The organism is Bacillus cereus group sp. MYBK220-1 (genome assembly GCF_051916445.1).
Lineage (GTDB): Bacteria > Bacillota > Bacilli > Bacillales > Bacillaceae_G > Bacillus_A > Bacillus_A cereus.
The window spans coordinates 84,018-103,411 of record NZ_JBQAGQ010000011.1 but is presented as its reverse complement, the minus strand read 5'-3'; the positions used below and the strand labels follow the sequence as shown (position 1 = coordinate 103,411).

Here is a 19,394-nt window from a genome sequence, read left to right as displayed (position 1 = left end):
CCTTTCTAAAATTTATATATTTCATATATTTTTAGAGAGGAGCATCGGTTAATGTCCATTCTAGCTGTCCGGAATATTTTGTATTTGCTTTGACATTCGGCCCTGGTTTTACTTGTAAATGAATTCCCTCGTTTTCCTTCCAATTTAGTGAAACCTCCTCGTCGTTTTTAGAAGTATACGAGAATGCTTCTATACTAGAAGTACTTAAAGGTGTATCCTTTCCATTTCGTTTGTAAATCAATGCTCCTGTCAATGTGTCATTTTGTGCTGAAGTTAACGGTGTAATTTCCTTTACATATACACTCCATTTTTGCTTTTTAACACGATCATCGGTTACCTTTAAAGGGTTTGAGATCGCTTTCGGTGCGTATGTCGTTGTTTTCGATGGAATTGTTAAATCTCCAAAGGTAATTTCTTTTGGTACGTCTACTAACTTTAAAGTTCCATCAACAACAGTAACTGGAACTTGAATTTCCGCTTGTACACCTTGCTTCGTTTCAATTACAACCGTTACAGTATGATTCCCTATTATTTTGGTATCCGGAATATTAATTAACTTCACTACTGATATTGGTTTATCTACATCCAAATTCGTATCTACAGATAAATCTGTCACAAATTTAGAAATATCCATTTTTGTTAAATCTGTTCCTTGCACTACTTTTTGTGGGACTGATTTCCCAATTGGAATACCTTTATACCTTATTTTTGCGATTCCATCTCGATTACTATCTTGCCCATTCTTATCGCCATCTAAATAATTTTTAGCTGACACCGGTATTTCAAGATAACCACCTTTGTAATATTTCATTACATCGGCACCTTTTACAGGAGAACCTGTAATTGTCATCTCGTAAATTTTCCCGTTGAATTCTTCTGTTTTTAGCGCATTTTCTTTCGCAACTGCAGTGACTTTATTGTTTTTCCTATTAATATCAAAGAAGCTACTTACATCATCTCCACTCTCCACATCTTGAATGGAAACATCATTCACAGTAAAATCCTTATTCACTTCACTTTCTAATACAAAAGATTTCGCATAGTGAATATCTTTCGATTGAGCAGGCATATTTTGATATACCTTATAAGAAAGTTGACGGGAATTATCTTCCACAATATCTCCTATTACACTTGGAGCTGGAATTTCAATTTGTGCGATCGCTAATTGGTCGTATGCTACATTAACACCTGAAGCATTTAATCTAACTTCTAGCGGTAATTCTGTTAAATTATCAAATGTAATTGTCATATCTGCTTCTGGAGTAGCTACTGGGCCTGCTGTTCCAGAAAACTCTATTTTATTATTCCCTTTATCTTGATACCTAATTGAACTCGTATCATACACGTATAAATTCGTTAAATGACTACCATCATTACGCAACGTAACATTTTTATAACTATTTATCCTTTTAAAATTCCACATTGCCGTTAATGGTACTTTTTTACTTGTTCCGTGCTCATAAAATTCAAAGGAAGCATTATAAGTTTGTCCTGACCTTCCGTTCCCATATAATTGTAAAAAGTTTTTTGCATCACCTTTAGTTATTGGTGTTTTAACATCTACAGATGAAGCTGTCATAGAGTGAATATTAATACGGACATCAATCCATTTCCCTTGATATTCACCAGCTTTTTTTACTAATACGTACTGTTCTCTATTTGAATTTCTAAATGTATATTGACTTTGACCAGTTCTGTCATCGCTACTACCCTTTACCTCATATGTTACTTGTGGGCTCCAAACAAATCTAAAAGCATATTTACCCGAGATAGAAGGCCCTTCACCTGTTCTATTATTTATTACCTTTACATTTGGATATTTAAGAATACTTGTAACAGGACTAGCAGCTAGTAGAGATTGGCTCTTTAATACCTTCTCAGCTTGAATAGCAGGTAATTCCTGATTATTTTCGTTGACCTTATTGCTCTCTTTTAATTCATTTCCCTTTGATACGAGTTCTTCATTAACCTTTTCTTTCGCTAAAGTCTTCGTTTCTTTTGGAATTTCAGCATTAGTAGCATTTATTTCTTGTTTTTTATTTTCTTCCGATACTTTCACTGTTTCACTGATTTCTTTTTTCACAACTTCCTCTGAAACCTTTCGATTTTCATCAGAAATAGCTACATGTAAAGCCTCTTTTTTCTCTACAACATGTAGAGAAGGAGATTCAATTTTCTTTTCATTCCCTTCAAACTTCACTATCGGTTCAAATTTGTACTCTCCAGCTTTTTTCATTTGAATGACTACATATACGTCACCGATAGAATTACTTTGTTCATTCTTTTCAATTTTTACAATGTGATCTTCTGTTACTGAAATGTTTTGAATCGCTTTATTGTTTTCATTCATTTTTTTCGTTTCTGCTTCATTAAACAGCTGCTCATTAGATAATTTCAGCTCGATATTAGCATCTTGTTTATTTGTATTTGTAATCTTTAATACTACATTTTCATCAACTTTTATTTCTTGTTTATCCATATGAACGATAAAACGTCCTTGCTCGTCGTTTGTAACCGCATAAACTTTCGTTGCAGAGTAGTCTAGCACACCAACTTGTGTAAATAATATTCCTCCAGCGAGAAGTATACGCCCAAATTTCCCTATTTGTTTTTGCAATGTACTTCCCTCCCTCGCTTCCTATATACCGAATATTTCGAACATTGAATTTATTTTCCAGCTAAATTTACAATCATAGTGTATATTCCTAGAAAATAAAAAGCCTGGTTGCCTTTTGGATTTTCATACATCACAACATGTGTGAAAATCCAAACTGCAACCAGACTATCATAGTAATTTTCATTACCTTAGACTCTTAGCTTTGCGACCTATCCTTTCGAATAGTGTGCCCATTTATTTTTTCTTTTTGAGACAATAAAAAAATCCGGTTGCCTCTTCGATTTTCATACATACAACTATGTGTGAAAATCCAAACTGCAACCAGACTATCATAGTAATTTTCATTACTTTAGACTCTTAGCTTTGCGACCTATCCTTTCGAATAGTGTGCCAAATATAGGTATTTATTTATCGTGTTTTGAATATACCATTAAAACCCAAAAAAGAAAATAGTTTTTTTAGAAAAAAACTATTAATTTTTATAATCTAAATTTTTCTAGGAAATCCATATTGAAAACTTTCAAAAAACATTTTGATGTTAGAAACACATCATACATTCTTTATCGATAAAATGAGATTTTTACTATACACAAATAGCGAGATAAAATAAAAAACATCACTTCCAAATAAGTGATGTTTTTGTAGTTAATGCAGTGGTAACATAACCTCAACTGTCGTTCCAACCCCAACTTCACTTTCAAAACTCATTTTACCGTTGTGGTCTTTAATAATTTTTTCTGTAACTACTAAACCTAGACCAGTTCCTGTTTCTTTCGTTGTATAAAAGGCTTCATTTAACTTTGGAATTTTATCTTTCGGAATGCCGCATCCCTCATCTTTCACTTGAACGATGATTCCATCTTTTACAGTAACTTTAATCGTAATTGTTCCGCCAACTGACATTGCTTCAATTGCATTTTTGATTAAATTAAAAAAGACCTGTTTTAATCGTTTTTCATCACATATAATTGATGGTAAGTCTTTACTGTAAATACCTTGTATGTAGACTCCTTGTTTTAAAGCTGGCTTTTCCATAACTCGAATAACATAAGAGATAATTTCTTGTATGTTATGAGTTTCTGATTCTAGTGATTTAGATTTCTCAAATCCACTAAGTTCTGTAGCAATTATATGAATCCGATCTACTTCTTGTTTCATAATATCACTATAAATTTTATCCTCTGGATGCTTGTCTGCTTGTTTATTCACAAGTTTTTTTAAGTTTGCTAAAGGTCTTCTAATCTTATAACCAATAACCGTTGCCATCTTTCCAACAGCTGCTAGTTTTTCTGTCTGTTTTATTTCTTTGTCCATCATCTCAAGCGTACGAACGTAAGACTGAACCCTTAAAAATATAATCCAACATATGATAGTAAATACGCTATATAATGCCATTGGGATTAAAACGAGAGAAGATTGAATAATGATTCCTGTAAGAGCATACTTTCCGATAAGTATCGCTGGAACTAACCAGAAATATCTTTTATTCACAAAGATTGGTGCAAACAAAATAAAAAATCCTTCTACTATATTTCCACCGTCAAATTCTGCATCGCTACCATAATAAATCATAATGTTATGGATACAATCTAATACATTATAGCCAATTAGAATAATATACTTTACCGCAAAAGCATTCTTCCATTTCATAAAGTATATTCCAATGCAAAACAATACCACCATCAAAAAGTAAAGCCATAAACCTAAACCATCTTCAAACTCTCCTACACCTTCTTGCTCTCCACCGATTAACGGTACGATAAATTCATAGGCAAGATCATATACGAAAAATATAATAAAAAATAAACTTAAAAATGCTTTCAGCGCCTTTATTTCTTCATTTTTAAATATATAGCCTTTATTCATATGGTAACTCCTAGCTTTTCTTCCACTTGGATTTCAGTATTTCCACACTTCCTTGGGAGAATGATGTCTATTCTCGTTCCAATATCTTTTTCACTTGAAATATGCAACTCACCAAGGTGCTCGGCGACAATTCGATTCGCTACCGTCAGTCCCAGACCAATTTTATCTTGTTTCGTTGTATAAAAGGCCTCTGTAACACGGGGTAAGTTTTCTTGCTTAATACCATGACCATTATCGATCACACTGATCATTACATATTCTTTCCCTTTATTTTCTAATTGTAAATGTAATATGCCACCTTGTCCCATTGCCTCTAAAGCATTTTTTATCGTATATACAAAGACTCCTCTTATTTTTCGTTCATCACATTCAACTTCTATTGTTTTTTCTTCCACATTAGAAATAAACTGAATGTTTAATTCATCTATTTTTTCACGAAGACTTGTTATTACTTGTAATACAATTTTTCCTACATCATGTTTCTTATAAATAGAAGGTTTGCATGTAGCAACTTCCATTAACTCACTTATCATATTATTCATATTTTCTATTTCAAAAATCATACGTTTATAAATAGGATCCTCTTCATGCTTCTCTCGTTGTAATTGCGTAAATCCTTTTAATGAAGCAAGTGGATTTTTAATTTCATGTCCAACCGTCGCTGCCATTTTTCCGATTACTGCTAATTTCTGTGATTCACTAGCAATCGCAATACTTTCCTTTACAGCTGAAAGATATTGTAAAAATCTGTTTAAAATGATATATGCAGCTATTAACATAAGTGTATACATAATAAGGAACATAAATGCTTTTACTTCCTCTAATACAAATAAATAAATTAAATATTTTCCTACAATAGAGGAAAGTAAAAACACATAGAATTTTTTATTTAAAAATATAGGTACAAAGAAAATGAGAATAATTTCTATTATATTTGTCGCATCAAACGCCGCCTTATTATAAAAAACATACGAAAATATATTAGCGAGTTCTATCCCTATGTATGCAAATATCCATGCATATTTAACAAGGTTTGCCTTCTCTTTTTTCATTAAATATATATTCACGCACAGTATTGCTACTCCGCAAATAACTTGCCATATTATATTATATCCCTTATCCATTATTGATTTATCTTCTAATACGATTGCATAGAAAATTTGATATACAATAACAATGACATATAACACCCATAAAAGGATTTTTGCATTTCTTTCTTCTTCTTTATATGATAGAAAACTTTCTTTCACTTCAACACCCCTTCAAAATAATATCTCGAAGAATACCATTTATTATAATAAATGATTTTCATAGACAAACAAAGATAAATCGAACATTTGAGGAAAATCGTACCAAAAACGCAATATATTTAGACTGTATACAGAGCATAAAATCTATGATCATTAATACGTATATTATGGGAGGTGTTTTTTATGGATGGCAAAAAAAATAAAAAGACCGAACAACTCCAATCTTTTACGCGTGAAAACGAAGGAAAGGAAATGACAACAAATACAGGTGTTAAAATTTCAAACAATGAAAACTCTTTAACTGCCAGTGATCGTTTCCGAACGCTTAGGCATAGTGCAGGGAACGCCAAATGGACAGTGGGAAGTAAATGATATTTTCTTAACAAGCTCACCACTCCTTTATGATGGATGATCATTTTCTTAACAAAGTAAGTTCATTTGTCGTAAAATCATATAATCACTTTAAGCCGATTGGCTCCTTCCAAAAGGGCTCTTCTATTATTCAATCTTTAAATATCGAAGGAAAGCCTGGTATTTTAATAGAACAAGACCCTACAAGGCTAGCAAATGAATTTATTAAAGCTATGACAAAACAACGCTTTTGGGATAGAGCATATTCATAAAATAGGGGGAAATTTATGTTTGTTACTGTCGAGAAAGATGTGCATATTTTTGTGCAAGACATTAATCCTGGGCCAGGTAGTAAGACTGTTTTCTTCGTTCACGGATGGCCTTTAAATCATCAAATGTACCAATATCAACTCAATATTTTACCAGAGCATGGCTTTCGCTGTATCGCCATGGATATACGAGGGAATGGACAATCTGATAAGCCATGGACTGGTTACACGTATGATCGATTAGCGGATGATATCGCAATTGTTCTGGAAGCACTTCAAGTAGAGAACGCTACATTAGTCGGTTTCTCAGTTGGTGGTGCTCTTTCTATTCGCTATATGTCTCGCTATAATGGGCGCCGCATTTCTAAGCTCGCATTAATTGACGCTGTCTCCCCCTCTTTCGTTAAAAATCAAGAGTCCCCTTACGGTGTACCGAAAGAACAAGCAGATGCTCTCATTAATCAAATGTATGCTAATTTACCAAAATTTTTAAATGATGTATCTTTATCCTTTTTTAATAGAAACTTAGGGGCTGCAACCCTTGAATGGTTTTCTTATCTCGGTATGCAGTCCGCTTCTTATGCCCTTATAAAAATTTTACAAGCAGCTGCAAATGAAGATGTAACGAAAGATTTAAATAAAATTAACGTCCCAACAAAAATCTTCCACGGCGTTCACGACCAACTAATTCCTTACAAAAGTGCTGAGCTTACGCAACAACGAATTAAAAATTCTCAGTTACATGCTCTTACAAATAGTGGTCATGGTTCACCAATCGATCAAGCGGATGAATTAAATAAAGAACTGATAAAATTTTTACATGCATAACAACTGCAATACAAGAACGAAAGTTAATACAATCGATTTTTCACAAAACATAAAATTCACATATTTCTCACAAATACACAAATAAAACGATTACATTTTCATATATACTAAATGTACAAGTAATACTCCCTAAACCCAGCTTGTCTGGTTACCCCGTTAAATACTATGAAAAAAGAACTTGTATCGTTATACAAGTTCTTTTTGTTTCTTTTATTTAAAGAGGATATCTTTACTATATTGATTTCCAACGAGTAAATCATATTGAAGCATTTTATATTGCTCTAACATTTCTTTTTGTTTCTTTGTTAAATCATTGATTACTTCTCCATTTTTATCAACTTTTAATTCATCTCTAAGCACTGGTATTTCCTTGTAAAGTTCCGATAAAAATTGATAAAATAAGGATTTATTTAATCCTGCATAATCAAAAATAAGATTAGAAAAATGAATTGGGCTTACTAAACCTAAATTATCATTTGGCATATCAAAGTTTGCATACATTAATAGCGGTGTTTGCGCCATCGCTAAACGTTCATTCGGTGTTTTTTCATTCGTTATATACCCATTTTCTTTATAAAAAGATTTATTTGTTCCTAATGATGGAAGATGATCTCCAAAGAATACTAATAATGTAGGTCTATCAAAATTATCTAGTTGCTCTATTAAATATTGAAGAGCCTCATCTGAACGTCTTAATCCTTCTGTATACGTCTCTAATTCTCCCTTTGATTCTTCATTTTCTAGACCACTAATTTCGATTAGGTTTTCACCAAATCGGCCCTCTGTAAATGGAAAATGATTTTGCATCGTAACTGCATGAATAAATGTAGGTTGTTTTTGTTTCTCTAACTCAGCAATTATCTCTTTACTCATCGCTAAATCACTAATATAATCTCCATCAATATCCACATTTTCCATCGTGTCCTCTGCATTAAACTTATCAAACCCTAACACCTTATATACATCATCACGTTTAAAGAATGTGCGACCAAATGAATGAATTGCACTTGTATAATAACCTTCTTTTTTCAACGCTGTAGGAATTGATGGAATTTCTTTCTTATTTGTAATAACCTGCTGATATGGTATAGAACCTGGCTTTAACAAACTCATTGAATAACTTGTTAATGCCTCAAATTCAACGTTCGCCGTATTCCCCCCAAATGTAGGAGAAATAGTTTGTCCACCAGGAAAGTTTTCTATATAATGATGTAAATTTGGTACAGGATCTTCACTAAAAGAAAGGTTAGTTACTTTCGTCGGATCCCAAAACGATTCACTCATTACAAAAATAATATTCGGTTTCTCTTTTTTATTTTGGCTCCCTATATTTCCACTATATTGTTTTTTTATATCGTTTGCTATTTGAAGCATATTTTCTTTAGAATAATTTTTTGGTTTTTCCATAACTGTTGTATCTAAATTGCTAATAAACCCAAGTACAAAACCATTTGAAGCATAGTTCTCATTTTGATTCCACAAAACAAAATCTACACCTGATTTTTGAAATACTTTATTCATAAATGTATTCGCAAAATTACCATACGCATATAGAACAAAAATAGATCCTACTACTAATAAGGCTCTTATTCCTAGATGAATCTTTACATTTTGAATATACCTTCTCATATATATCCCTGCTACAATACAAGCTACGATACTTACGATAATGACAAAAATATAACTCCAACTAAAATAGTCCATCACCATCGGTATAACAGATTGCATATGCGTAATTTGTGTGAAATCAGAAGGATATAACGGATCACCTCTGAAAATAAGCTTCAAATAATTCACAATACATAAAATGACTAACGTACAGCTCGTTAAAACCATACTTAGAAAAACCTTACCTATTAAATTATATACAAGAATATATATTGCATAAATTACTACAAAACTTAATATAAACTGCATATTATAAAAGTAAATCCAATTCATTGCCTCTATGAAACTCATATTAACTTGCATGACAATATAAAATAACGCTACTGTATGAGCTAGCAAAAATAATATAAAATGCACTCGTAGGGATGCTCTAAGTATAGACATCTCTTTTTTATTGAAATGCGTAATATAAAACGTTATGCCCCATACGAAAATCATCATAACACTTAAAACAAGCTTTTGATTTAAATGATCTTTCATCATGTCTAAATTGAAAACCTTTAAAATCATAAACAGCATAGTTATTACTAATAAAGTCACCATACTACTTATAATGCTAGAAATTAATATATTTCTTTTTGGAAGATGAAAAAGTGTAGAACCATACTTCAATTCATTCCCTCGTTTCTATGTCTTAATTTCCCCCGCATCGAAAGAACTATTTCTATTAAAATAACATATATTACATATTTCGTCTGCATACTTGTTTCTATCATAAATGTATTGTCTTAATATTCCCTTAATCAACAGTTAAATTGTGGCATACAAATTACTCATTCTTGAAAAACTTAATTTCAGCATTCCACTTTATGATATAATAACTATGTTTTGGAAATCCTTAATACTATTAAAGATTTCACATAAAAATACGAAAGAATTAATAAAAAAGGAGTTGCTCATTTTTGCTTACTAAGTTTAAGAGTTTGCCTAAAGCGGTATATGTAATTTTGGCGCTTTCTTTCCTGTTGCACGTTTTTTGTTTAGTAAAACAGCCAGGATTAGATGGAGAGTTAGTCAAAGTAACATATGGTGCAAATGATGCCTTTAACTATTCGTTAACAGCTGAACAACTATTAAAACATGGTGTATTTGGTTATGTGTATTTAGAACCTAGTGAAGTTCCAGGAAAAAATGCATATATTACACCAGGTCAGCCATTACTATTAGCTGGCGCTATGATTATTTCTGATATTACATCAATTCCTTACTATTACGTAGCAACTGTTATTAACATGATCATGAACCTTTGCACAGTGCTATTAGTATTCTTAATAGGAAAAGAATTGTTCGAAAAAAACATTTATGGAATTGTTGCAAGTATTTTATATGCTATTTATCCAAGTAACTATACATACTTCCGTACATTGCTAACAGAAGTTCCATCCATATTCTTATTGGCGTTATGTGTATATGTATTTGTTCTCGCATGGAAATACAATAAAGTGAAATTCCATATATGGTTTGGAATTGTCGTTTCAATTTTACTTATGTTCCGTCCAAATCCAGCTCCAATGATGCTCATTCCTGTTCTTGTTGTGTTATTTACATATGGATTTAAAGACTCCATTCGAATCGGATTGTTATGGTTTATCGGACCTTTCTTTATTATTGGCGCATGGGTTGTTCGTAACTACTTAGCACTCAACCAATTTATTTTATTCTCAACCCAAGGTGCAGATCCACTAATTGCCGGTGCAGATCCATTTAATAAAATTGGATATGAAAATATAGTAAATGAAATGAGAGCTAAAGGCTTAGATGACAAAGGTGCATACGCAAAAGAATTAATCAAGAACGGATTTAAGACGGACTTCACTTATTGGTTCTCTTGGTTCACTGTCGGTAAAACAATTGAATTATTCAAAACAGCTCCTGCTGTAGACCAATACCGTATTCACAACTTTATGCAACTATGTCATAGAGTGTTTATCATCGGTACATTCTTGAGCAGCTTCTGCTTCATGCTAAATTCATTTAAACATAAACGCGTTATGATGCTAGTAGCAAGTTCTATTATTTACATTATCTTCTCAAACTTATTCTTAGCAATTAATCGCTATGGATTTTTCATTAATCCTCTTATGTGCTTAATTCTTGCATACGGATTAATTCACATTGTGCAGAAACTTCCATTCTTCCGCACTAACCAAGCATAATAAGAAAGAGGTCGTCCACCGTTGGACGACCTCTTTCTTATTCCCCACACTTTACACACGGCCAATTTGTCCATTCTGTAATTACACTTTAATTCCGTATGTATGTGTTTCTGTATTTGTCAAAATATCTTTCACAACACCACTCACTGTTTTATGTATAAATGCAAGTTTTTTACAACTATTACTATAACGAAAAGAACCCGCCACAAGACAGGTTCTTTTCGTTATTTTATGATAAAAGAGAAGATGATTAGCATGTGTATTATATAAAAGGAAGCAGCCATATTTTCCATACGATACATACGAGTACTGTAACTACAAAATCAAAAAAATCTAATCTCGGGCCTTTTTTTTCATATTCATATGTAGCCACATATGAAACCATTTTATTTTTGTATATTTATGGATGTTTTTCTTTACAAATCGGTAAATAAGCATTTGCATAATAAAAAATCCGGCCACAAAAATAAATAATAAGATGAGAAATCCAATCACAAAATTCCTCCTATTTTTGTAGCGTTTTTTCTACTATCCGATTTTTCAAAACCCACTCTTCAAACTGGGCACTTCCAAATTCCCAACTAAGGTCGCGAGCATGTACAGAAAAAACGTAATAACCGGCATATTCATCCATAAACCTACCTAACTCTACATCGTCTTTCTGAATACCGTATACTCCAAAATTAAAATACACATCCCATACGTCTTCATTCTTCCTCTTATAAGCAATCGATTCCATATCACATTCTGTCCCGAAATAATCAAGATGTAAATGTACGCTATCATCGTATTCGTACTCCATTTTATCACCCCTTATATTTGTACTTCTTTACCTCCAAAAAAATTCCTGCTATCTACACTCACATATGGGCACTTACCTACATATCATGCTTGTAGAGTGACTTCTGGGAGGTGTTATATAGTGAAAAAATTAATCGCGATTTTTTGCATCATATTACTAGCTGTTTTTACTTTTGCTGCTTGTAGTAGTAAAAAAGAAGGTACGAAAGAACAAACTCAAAACATTCGCGTCGGCGAAGTTACCCATTCTCTCTTCTATGCCCCATTATATGTTGGGATTGAAAAAGGATTTTTTAAAGATGAGGGACTAAATATTGACCTACAAACAACAGCTGGTGGCGATAAAACGATGACCGCCCTATTATCTGGCGGAATTGATATTGCTCTCGTCGGTTCTGAAACGTCTATTTACGTTCATCAACAAGGAGCGAAAGACCCTGTCATTAACTTTGCACAGCTTACACAAACAGATGGGACATTTTTAGTTTCACGTAAAAAACTAGACTCTTTTAATTGGAATGACGTAAAAGGTGTTACATTTTTAGGACAGCGTAAAGGCGGCATGCCGCAAATGGTTGGGGAATACGTTTTAAAGAAAAATGGCATTGATCCTCGTAAAGATACGAACTTAATTCAAAATATCGAATTTGCTAATATTGCAAATGCCTTTGCATCTGGTACAGGAGAGTTTGTCCAGCTCTTTGAACCGACTGCAAGCATATTCGAAAAAGAAGGTAAAGGTTATATCGTCGCTTCATTCGGAAATGAATCTGGTACTGTTCCTTATACAACATTCATGGCAAAAGAAAGTTTCTTAAAGAAAGATAAAGCTGCTGCTGAAAAGTTCACACGTGCGCTCTATAAAGCACAGCAATGGGTTGATACACATAGTCCAGAAGAGATTGCTGATGCTGTTTCCCCGCTATTTAAAGACACTTCAAAAGACATTACAGTAAAAGTAATTGAACGGTATAAAAAGCAACATTCTTATGCGACAAATCCACTACTAGATGCGGAAGAATGGAAACAGCTCCAAACGATTATGAAAGACGCTGGTGAATTACAAAAAGAAGTCCCACATGAAGCGCTCGTCAATACAAAAATTGCCGAAAGCGTTATTAAGAAATAGAGGCGAAGTGTATGAGTTTTTTACAAATACGTAACGTTTCTCACTGCTTTTTTGCAAAAGAGAATGCCAAACTTATTCTTGAAGATATGAGCTTACAAGTGGAAGAAGGCGAATTTATTTCTATACTCGGTCCAAGTGGTTGCGGTAAAACAACGCTCCTCTCAATCATTGCTGGACTACTTGATCCAATTGACGGTATCGTCTTTTTAGATGGTGAACCGATTACAACGAAAACATCATCTATGGGATATATGTTGCAACAAGATTACTTATTCCCTTGGAAAACGATTGAAGAAAATATTATGCTTGGACTTCATATTCGAAAGATTTATGATGAGCAGATGAAAGAACATACTTTAAATCTTTTAAAACAAGTCGGTCTTCATGGTGTAGAAGAACAATATCCTCGTGAACTATCCGGCGGTATGCGTCAACGTGCCGCTCTCGTTCGAACATTAGCGACTGATCCGAAAATTTTATTACTAGATGAACCATTCTCCGCACTCGATTATCAAACGAAGTTAAAACTAGAAGAACTCGTTTTCAACTTACTAAATAAATATAAGAAAACATCACTACTTGTTACTCACGATATTGAAGAAGCGATCGCGATGAGTGATCGTATTTATTTACTGCAAGCGAATCCCGGAAAAATCGCAAAAACCTTTATCGTCCCGGAAAGTATCCGTTCTTTATCACCGTTAGAAGCACGCCATCACTACGATTTCCCAGCCCTCTTTCAAGATATATGGAAGGAGCTGGAACGACTTGGATAATATAAAACAACTACATGAACAATTTCGAAAGAACGAACGCAGACGCGCTTGGATTGCTCGCTCGCTACAACTTTTACTACTTATTCTTTTCTTTGCACTATGGGAAATAGCTAGCAAAAAAGAATGGATTGATCCTTTACTCTTTAGCTCTCCTTCGAGTATTTGGGATCTCTTCTTAACGAAATGGATCGACGGTTCACTTTGGGTCCACATATGGACGACATTGCTGGAAACAGGAGTAGGCTTCATTCTCGGAACGGTACTCGGTGCTATTATTGCCACGTTCCTTTGGTGGATGCCACTTCTAGCCCGCGTACTTGATCCTTACCTCGTCGTCCTAAATGCAATGCCAAAAGTTGCACTCGGTCCAATCATCATCGTTATTTTCGGTCCAAACATTTCATCTTCTATCGCAATGGGAGTAATCATTTCCATCATCATTACCATTCTCGTTATTTACAGTGCATTTCAAGAAGTCGATTCTAACTATATAAAAGTGATGGACACATTTGGCGCAAATAAATGGCAATGTTATAAGCAAGTCGTTCTCCCTGCATCCTTTCCAGCAATTATCTCAACGTTAAAAGTAAATGTTGGTTTATCCTGGGTTGGTGTTATTTTCGGAGAACTTCTCGTTTCCAAACAAGGACTTGGCTACTTAATTAGCTACGGATTCCAAGTCTTTAACTTCACACTCGTCTTACTTAGCGTACTACTCACATGTGTTCTTGCAACTCTTATGTATGTATTTGTTGAGGCATTTGAAAAAATTCTAATTGGAAAAAGAAAAAGAAGCTGACTCAAAACAGTGCGCTATAGTCAGCTTCTTTCTTTTACCTTTTATCACACATTTTCGTTTCATTTGTAATGTTTCCATCCGCAACCGTAACTGTATGGAAACAGTCTTTCACACGTACTGTAACGACATTATCTTTTCGATCTATCACATGATAATCATTAAACTTTTCATTCAAAGCACTACGAATTTGCTCCCCTTCAAAAATCGGAAAACCGTGAGACATTACCCAAATGAGACCAGCAACAGCAAGAATCGTTTTCATACGTTTCATTACCTCCTCGAGAGTAAACTTATAGTCCCTACAACACGCGCATTATAATTGTGTCTAAATTGTGACATTTTTATACTAATTCTCTTTTGTGCCTCCAGTTCCTTCTTCTTTTTGATAAAAATACAGAATTTTCAATTTTATCAACATAAGAAAAAACGCAAAGAATTAAAAATTCTTCACGCTTTTCTTTAACGAAACTATATCGAAAGCATAACTCACATTAGTCTCCACTTTGTTGTTCTATCGTTTTCGAAACATCATATAATCCTGACAGCACTTCCGCTCTCATTTTTACAAGCTCAGGGAACTGATAGAAGAAAGCAATTTTCTTATATTTTAACTCTGTTCCTTCTTTCACTTTTTTTGAATCTTGTAAAATGAACGCTGTAAATGTATCTGCGATATCTTCCGTTACATTTGTTGTTCCATATAGCGATACAAAATCATCATGCTTTTCTTTATAAAATTCAATTTGTGCCTCTTCACTTTCTTCTACTTTCTTTTCTGTCCACTCTTGCTCAATTGGTTTCCAAAATTCATTATAAAATTGGTTAATATACGAAGTTTTTCTCGCACATCCATTTTTCAAGAACACCGTTTTACATTTATTTCGATATGATGAAATGTCTTTCTCTTCATCAAACGCCTCTAAATACTTTCTATCCACTGGTACTTGTTTATGTCCAATCGTTAATACGTGAGCCGTTTCATGAATTAATGTTTTCATCACTTCATCTATATTCACCCCAGAATCCAGCACGTCTAAACTAAGCACCCAATCTCTCGGGTCATCTATCCTTGGCATGACATGGGCAACAACGCCATCATAACCATCCGTTATTAGACCAAATCCTGTTATATTCTCACGATATTTCACTGGGACGAGAGTGCGATACATGTCCCATAAGGTTTCATGATACTCTCTATCTTGTCGCTGACTTAACAAATCATCTTTTGCTACTTCGTCATCTGCAAAAACTTTATTCAATCTCTTACGATCCAATTTCTCAAAATAAGGATCTACAATTTCATCATCATCGATATAATAAGAAGCTAAAAAGAAGTAATTGTCATCCTCTTCTTTTTTCTGTTCCGCCTCTTTCATATTCATACTTTCATACTCTTCTATGTCATAATCCTCTACTTTTTCAAGTTCTGAAAGTCCCTCTATCTTTTTATATACTTTTTGTAATGTTTTATCTCCTATTTGCGTGCACTCTTCTTCTGTTTTACAAATTTCTTTTTCTTTTGTAACCTCGATAGCACTATCGCATCCTGCAACTAAACCGCTTGCTATAATACAACACACTAACTTGCCATACAGTTTCTTCATACAATCCCCCATTATTCCATTCTACAAAATATCATAATCATTTTTTTGCGAATATGCGATAATTAATTATAAAAACTGCAAGGAGGCTTCCCATGATTCGTGCAATCCTATTCGACTTAGATGGAACACTATTAGATCGGCGCCAATCTTTAGAACAATTTATTTGTGAGCAATATAATCGCTTCGCCTCACATTTGAAGAGCATAGAGAAATCAGAGTATTGTTCTCGATTTCTTGAACTCGATAATAATGGCTATACGTGGAAGGATAAAGTATATGCTACTCTCCTTTCCGAATACAACATTACTACTTTAACGCAAGAGCAACTACTACACGACTATATTACAAACTTCCAACATCATTGTATTCCTTTCAAAAACACGCATGAACTACTTCAACAGTTAAAACAGCGAAACATTAAAATTGGTATTATCACAAATGGTTTTACTGAATTTCAGATGAGCAACCTTCGAGCACTACATATACATACGTATACAAACACCATTCTCGTTTCAGAAGCTGAAGGAATAAAAAAACCTCACCCTGAAATTTTCGAACGTGCTTTGCAAAGACTAGATGTTAAGGCAGAAGAATGTCTTTATGTTGGAGATCATCCAGAAAACGATGTGCTTGGTTCTGAACAAGTAGGGATTCTTGGTGTTTGGAAAAAAGATTCGTTTTGGGGTGATTTTAAGCATTCACGTATCGTAGATGATTTGTTGGAGGTGCTTTCGTTTTTAGAGGTGGAGGTATCAACACAATAATAACAAATAAATTATATCAGCGATTTTCACAATATATCAATTCACCAACCAAAAGTAACAATAATAAGAGGAGGCGTTTTTCAAAAACGCCTCCTCTTATTATTCATACACTGTAAACTGTGGTTTACTCGGATGATCTTTTACTAGCGCATCATCTGGAAACTTTGAAACTTTTTGATATACGGCAATGTCGCCGATACACCCTGCTGTTAGTAGAATTCCTAAAAATGAGAGTGGCTCCAGATTCATAGCTAATCCCAATACAATTGGCAAAATTCCAGTTGGTAAAAACGGAAGCATTAACACTTTCTTCATTTGCTTTACTGTAACCGCCTGTTTAGAATGAGCATATGCAACACCTAATTTCCAATTAACGCCCCATTTTAGTTCACTCCACGGAACACCTCCGATATAGCGAAAGCCAATTAAATGTATCGCTTCATGAATACAAACGAGAACAATCATTGCGATAATAAAAAGAAACATCGTTAATAATGTAACTTCGACTTGAACCCCACCTGAAAGAAATATATGCAAATAACCAATTCCAAACGACAAAGCAATTATTATAAAAAATAAAGAAAAGTTTAATTTAACCATCGAAACAGTAACAGTCGTTTCTTTTCTTTTATCCATCTTCCCCCTCCTAAAATGTAAATATATCTTTACAAAATTGTATAATATACCCAAAATAATGTAAAGATATATTTACATTTATTCTTACATACAAAAAAAGAAACCGGCTACTTTACTTCGTAAAACAGCCGATTTCTTCTATATGTTTCATCGTACGCGCTAATACGTCATCGCGCATTATAAAGCTAAATTTTCTATTCGTTTTAATGTTGTCAGGAATGTCTTTTAATAAAACAGACCCTTTCGTTTCTTCGTAATGCGTATGTTCTTCTACCGCACTAATTGTTGCAAAATAAATGTTTTTAATGATTATTTTGTCTTTTCCAGATACTTTGTATTGTCCTAAGTAAGTTAAATCAGAAACTATGCCGCCGGTTTCTTCATGAACCTCTCGAACTGCCGCTTCTTCCGGTGTTTCCCCTAGTTCTACTTTACCACCCGGAAATTCAAGACCGCGACGTAAATGATGCGTTAATAACCATTGATCCCCGTACCGGCATACAACCCAAACATGCTTTGGCTCAGGAGAAAATGGATAACGTTCAAACGATAATTGTACAGTGTTGTGGTAATAATCTTTAAATTTGTACATGCCATTACTCCCCTATTGATGGTTACAAGTTTTTCCTACCACAAATTGTAGCATATTCTCGCTTTTCTGCATAATATTATCCAATTACAATCCATTGATTATTCCCATTTGCGCGACTAATTCTTTCGTCTCATGATTTCCTAAATCGTAAATCATTTTATATGCTTTTTGTAGTTGTTCATCATATCGGTCATTATTTGAATCGTGATGATACTCAACAAATGGAACGTGGGAGCGTACAAATGACCCTAAATCTTCTACATATGCTTGATCAAAGTGCTCTCTTAATTCCGTAATTTCCTCATCATTTGCGGAAATCTCAAAATTATACGTATCCGCCGTCTTCACTTGTGAAATTTGACCATTTCCTATTGATATATAATATGTTTTTTTCGTCTCCATGTAACACCCTTCTTTCATCCTTTTAATTTCTATTGTTTTCATCAATTACAAAATTATGTAAAATAAAGAAAAGGAGGGATTTTATGTTCAAAATATTAATTATCGGTATTATCATCGTCCTAATCATCCTCGTACTCTCCATCATGACAATTAATAAAGGCTATGCTTATAAACATTCCGTCGATAAACTAGAAGACAATCCTTATACAAAAAAGAATAAGGAGAATTCCTAATATGCTTCGTATACTTCGCATCATAGTAGCACTCACTGTGATCATTATGTCGGCAATTGGATTATATACAGGTCAAAATAATTTTTTACCTCTTTCACAATTTCTATTAGGGGCTTTAATGTTTCTCATCGCATTTGAACAAATAAAGAAAAAGGAGGCAGCAACTGGATTTATTTGTATTATTGCCGGTGCTTTCATTTGGATTGTTCTCATCATTAGCTATATCAAATAAAAGGAGGTACATGCATGCTAAAAGGAGTACGGATTACTTTATCACTTATTGCTTTATGTATAGCAATCTATGGATTTTTTACTAGTAATAGAGAAATAATGCCGTATATGTTTATCTCTTTAGGAGTTATGGCCCTCACCATAAGTTTAGAGGAAATATTAAAACAGCAAACAGGAGGTAGTGCGCTCGCTCTACTAGCAGGAGCCGCTGCTTTATTTATTGGTTTCACAGAAATATTCCGATAAATGGTCTAAAGGAGGCTATACAATGCTAACTCTAACTATATTACGGAGTTTTTTAGCATTTCTCATGCTTCTCTTACTCATTCTAAGCACTTATATCCATGTTACCGATAATTTTTCACTTCTCCCATACGTACAATTTATTCTCAGTTGTTTCTTTATTCTTCTAGGAATTAATG

Annotated in this window: 20 protein-coding genes, 3 pseudogenes and 2 riboswitches; of the genes and pseudogenes, 11 read left to right on the top strand and 12 right to left on the bottom strand. The window is 33.6% G+C overall.

Annotated features, from left to right (window positions below; all coding sequences use genetic code 11):
* Positions 1-31: 31 nt before the first annotated feature.
* From ACTFRU_RS27525 to ACTFRU_RS27515, 3 genes are all read right to left on the bottom strand, one after another.
* Complete coding sequence (locus ACTFRU_RS27525) at positions 32-2,617, bottom strand: WxL domain-containing protein (protein WP_025710007.1); 2,586 nt, start codon at positions 2,615-2,617, stop codon at positions 32-34.
* Between the two features lie 152 nt (positions 2,618-2,769).
* A riboswitch (cyclic di-GMP riboswitch) is annotated at positions 2,770-2,858 on the bottom strand.
* 72 nt (positions 2,859-2,930) lie between these two features.
* A riboswitch (cyclic di-GMP riboswitch) is annotated at positions 2,931-3,019 on the bottom strand.
* Between the two features lie 243 nt (positions 3,020-3,262).
* Complete coding sequence (locus ACTFRU_RS27520; protein WP_001032627.1) at positions 3,263-4,483, bottom strand: ATP-binding protein; 1,221 nt, start codon at positions 4,481-4,483, stop codon at positions 3,263-3,265.
* Positions 4,480-5,733 (bottom strand): ATP-binding protein, encoded by a 1,254-nt coding sequence (locus ACTFRU_RS27515; RefSeq protein ID WP_025710006.1) that lies wholly within the window; start codon positions 5,731-5,733, stop codon positions 4,480-4,482. Before ACTFRU_RS27515 ends, ACTFRU_RS27520 begins: the two co-directional genes overlap by 4 nt.
* A gap of 183 nt (positions 5,734-5,916) precedes the next feature.
* On the opposite strand from ACTFRU_RS27515, the gene ACTFRU_RS27510 reads away from it, so the two are divergent.
* The 3 genes and pseudogenes from ACTFRU_RS27510 (at position 5,917) to ACTFRU_RS27500 (ending at position 7,181) form a co-directional block, all read left to right on the top strand.
* Entirely contained in the window at positions 5,917-6,105 is a 189-nt protein-coding gene (locus ACTFRU_RS27510; RefSeq protein WP_025710005.1) for a hypothetical protein, read from the top strand.
* Positions 6,038-6,356, top strand: a pseudogene (locus ACTFRU_RS27505) (catalase); the annotation flags it as partial. The gene ACTFRU_RS27510 and the pseudogene ACTFRU_RS27505, both read left to right, overlap by 68 nt.
* A gap of 15 nt (positions 6,357-6,371) precedes the next feature.
* Complete coding sequence (locus ACTFRU_RS27500) at positions 6,372-7,181, top strand: alpha/beta fold hydrolase (RefSeq protein WP_025710004.1); 810 nt, start codon at positions 6,372-6,374, stop codon at positions 7,179-7,181.
* Between the two features lie 210 nt (positions 7,182-7,391).
* On the opposite strand, the gene ACTFRU_RS27495 is transcribed toward ACTFRU_RS27500, so the two are convergent.
* Positions 7,392-9,461 (bottom strand): LTA synthase family protein, encoded by a 2,070-nt coding sequence (locus ACTFRU_RS27495; protein ID WP_000873636.1) that lies wholly within the window; start codon positions 9,459-9,461, stop codon positions 7,392-7,394.
* Positions 9,462-9,751: 290 nt separating this feature from the next.
* On the opposite strand from ACTFRU_RS27495, the gene ACTFRU_RS27490 reads away from it, so the two are divergent.
* The gene (locus tag ACTFRU_RS27490) at positions 9,752-11,005 is read left to right on the top strand and encodes a glycosyltransferase family 39 protein (RefSeq protein WP_000956221.1); all 1,254 of its coding nucleotides are present in this window, start codon (positions 9,752-9,754) and stop codon (positions 11,003-11,005) included.
* A gap of 81 nt (positions 11,006-11,086) precedes the next feature.
* Here the strand turns inward: ACTFRU_RS27490 and ACTFRU_RS27485 are convergent.
* From ACTFRU_RS27485 to ACTFRU_RS27475, 3 genes and pseudogenes are all read right to left on the bottom strand, one after another.
* Positions 11,087-11,158, bottom strand: a pseudogene (locus tag ACTFRU_RS27485) (DUF2196 domain-containing protein); the annotation flags it as partial.
* A gap of 109 nt (positions 11,159-11,267) precedes the next feature.
* A pseudogene (locus ACTFRU_RS27480) lies at positions 11,268-11,500 on the bottom strand (hypothetical protein).
* Positions 11,501-11,510: 10 nt separating this feature from the next.
* Positions 11,511-11,807: a DUF3986 family protein gene (locus ACTFRU_RS27475; RefSeq protein WP_000455580.1), complete on the bottom strand. Its 297-nt coding sequence runs from the start codon at positions 11,805-11,807 to the stop codon at positions 11,511-11,513.
* Positions 11,808-11,927: 120 nt separating this feature from the next.
* On the opposite strand from ACTFRU_RS27475, the gene ACTFRU_RS27470 reads away from it, so the two are divergent.
* Genes ACTFRU_RS27470 through ACTFRU_RS27460 form a run of 3 tightly spaced genes read left to right on the top strand, consistent with a single transcriptional unit; the run spans position 11,928 to position 14,510 of the window.
* Entirely contained in the window at positions 11,928-12,935 is a 1,008-nt protein-coding gene (locus ACTFRU_RS27470) for an ABC transporter substrate-binding protein (RefSeq protein ID WP_025710002.1), read from the top strand.
* Positions 12,936-12,946: 11 nt separating this feature from the next.
* Entirely contained in the window at positions 12,947-13,711 is a 765-nt protein-coding gene (locus tag ACTFRU_RS27465) for an ABC transporter ATP-binding protein (protein ID WP_000009022.1), read from the top strand.
* Positions 13,704-14,510 carry an ABC transporter permease gene (locus ACTFRU_RS27460; RefSeq protein WP_000368798.1) on the top strand — a complete coding sequence of 269 codons (807 nt, stop codon included), beginning with the start codon at positions 13,704-13,706 and terminating at the stop codon, positions 14,508-14,510. Before ACTFRU_RS27465 ends, ACTFRU_RS27460 begins: the two co-directional genes overlap by 8 nt.
* 34 nt (positions 14,511-14,544) lie before the next feature.
* Here ACTFRU_RS27460 and ACTFRU_RS27455 read toward each other — a convergent pair whose 3' ends face one another.
* Together ACTFRU_RS27455 and ACTFRU_RS27450 are read right to left on the bottom strand one after the other, a co-directional pair.
* Positions 14,545-14,772: a hypothetical protein gene (locus ACTFRU_RS27455; RefSeq protein ID WP_000849112.1), complete on the bottom strand. Its 228-nt coding sequence runs from the start codon at positions 14,770-14,772 to the stop codon at positions 14,545-14,547.
* A gap of 229 nt (positions 14,773-15,001) precedes the next feature.
* Positions 15,002-16,114 (bottom strand): hypothetical protein, encoded by a 1,113-nt coding sequence (locus ACTFRU_RS27450; RefSeq protein ID WP_025710001.1) that lies wholly within the window; start codon positions 16,112-16,114, stop codon positions 15,002-15,004.
* 92 nt (positions 16,115-16,206) lie between these two features.
* Here ACTFRU_RS27450 and ACTFRU_RS27445 point away from each other — a divergent pair, with 92 nt between their 5' ends.
* On the top strand, positions 16,207-16,878 hold the full coding sequence (locus ACTFRU_RS27445; RefSeq protein ID WP_000617250.1) for an HAD family hydrolase: 672 nt from the start codon (positions 16,207-16,209) through the stop codon (positions 16,876-16,878).
* Positions 16,879-16,977: 99 nt separating this feature from the next.
* On the opposite strand, the gene ACTFRU_RS27440 is transcribed toward ACTFRU_RS27445, so the two are convergent.
* From ACTFRU_RS27440 to ACTFRU_RS27430, 3 genes are all read right to left on the bottom strand, one after another.
* The gene (locus ACTFRU_RS27440) at positions 16,978-17,514 is read right to left on the bottom strand and encodes a DUF3267 domain-containing protein (RefSeq protein WP_000361288.1); all 537 of its coding nucleotides are present in this window, start codon (positions 17,512-17,514) and stop codon (positions 16,978-16,980) included.
* 112 nt (positions 17,515-17,626) lie between these two features.
* Positions 17,627-18,106, bottom strand: a complete 480-nt coding sequence (gene mutTA, locus ACTFRU_RS27435) for an antimutator 8-oxo-(dGTP/GTP)ase (protein WP_000276385.1) — start codon at positions 18,104-18,106, stop codon at positions 17,627-17,629.
* An 84-nt stretch (positions 18,107-18,190) separates the two neighbouring features.
* On the bottom strand, positions 18,191-18,508 hold the full coding sequence (locus ACTFRU_RS27430; RefSeq protein ID WP_000448409.1) for a hypothetical protein: 318 nt from the start codon (positions 18,506-18,508) through the stop codon (positions 18,191-18,193).
* 83 nt (positions 18,509-18,591) lie between these two features.
* Here ACTFRU_RS27430 and ytzI point away from each other — a divergent pair, with 83 nt between their 5' ends.
* The 3 genes from ytzI to ACTFRU_RS27415 are packed head-to-tail and all read left to right on the top strand — an operon-like array spanning position 18,592 to position 19,218.
* Positions 18,592-18,741, top strand: a complete 150-nt coding sequence (ytzI, locus tag ACTFRU_RS27425) for a YtzI protein (RefSeq protein WP_000472791.1) — start codon at positions 18,592-18,594, stop codon at positions 18,739-18,741.
* Between the two features lies 1 nt (position 18,742).
* On the top strand, positions 18,743-18,973 hold the full coding sequence (locus ACTFRU_RS27420) for a DUF3953 domain-containing protein (protein ID WP_000944453.1): 231 nt from the start codon (positions 18,743-18,745) through the stop codon (positions 18,971-18,973).
* 14 nt (positions 18,974-18,987) lie between these two features.
* Positions 18,988-19,218 carry a DUF3953 domain-containing protein gene (locus tag ACTFRU_RS27415; RefSeq protein WP_025710000.1) on the top strand — a complete coding sequence of 77 codons (231 nt, stop codon included), beginning with the start codon at positions 18,988-18,990 and terminating at the stop codon, positions 19,216-19,218.
* The last annotated feature ends 176 nt before the right edge of the window (positions 19,219-19,394 follow it).

Excerpts from the sequence above, each read along its gene's own strand:
- ytzI (WP_000472791.1), top strand. The coding sequence starts at position 18,592 with ATGTTCAAAATATTAATTATCGGTATTATCATCGTCCTAATCATCCTC.
- ACTFRU_RS27415 (WP_025710000.1), top strand. The coding sequence starts at position 18,988 with ATGCTAAAAGGAGTACGGATTACTTTATCACTTATTGCTTTATGTATA.
- mutTA (WP_000276385.1), bottom strand. The coding sequence starts at position 18,106 with ATGTACAAATTTAAAGATTATTACCACAACACTGTACAATTATCGTTT.
- ACTFRU_RS27520 (WP_001032627.1), bottom strand. The coding sequence starts at position 4,483 with ATGAATAAAGGCTATATATTTAAAAATGAAGAAATAAAGGCGCTGAAA.
- ACTFRU_RS27510 (WP_025710005.1), top strand. The coding sequence starts at position 5,917 with ATGGATGGCAAAAAAAATAAAAAGACCGAACAACTCCAATCTTTTACG.
- ACTFRU_RS27420 (WP_000944453.1), top strand. The coding sequence starts at position 18,743 with ATGCTTCGTATACTTCGCATCATAGTAGCACTCACTGTGATCATTATG.
- ACTFRU_RS27455 (WP_000849112.1), bottom strand. The coding sequence starts at position 14,772 with ATGAAAACGATTCTTGCTGTTGCTGGTCTCATTTGGGTAATGTCTCAC.
- ACTFRU_RS27500 (WP_025710004.1), top strand. The coding sequence starts at position 6,372 with ATGTTTGTTACTGTCGAGAAAGATGTGCATATTTTTGTGCAAGACATT.
- ACTFRU_RS27440 (WP_000361288.1), bottom strand. The coding sequence starts at position 17,514 with ATGGATAAAAGAAAAGAAACGACTGTTACTGTTTCGATGGTTAAATTA.
- ACTFRU_RS27430 (WP_000448409.1), bottom strand. The coding sequence starts at position 18,508 with ATGGAGACGAAAAAAACATATTATATATCAATAGGAAATGGTCAAATT.
- ACTFRU_RS27475 (WP_000455580.1), bottom strand. The coding sequence starts at position 11,807 with ATGGAGTACGAATACGATGATAGCGTACATTTACATCTTGATTATTTC.
- ACTFRU_RS27450 (WP_025710001.1), bottom strand. The coding sequence starts at position 16,114 with ATGAAGAAACTGTATGGCAAGTTAGTGTGTTGTATTATAGCAAGCGGT.
- ACTFRU_RS27465 (WP_000009022.1), top strand. The coding sequence starts at position 12,947 with ATGAGTTTTTTACAAATACGTAACGTTTCTCACTGCTTTTTTGCAAAA.
- ACTFRU_RS27445 (WP_000617250.1), top strand. The coding sequence starts at position 16,207 with ATGATTCGTGCAATCCTATTCGACTTAGATGGAACACTATTAGATCGG.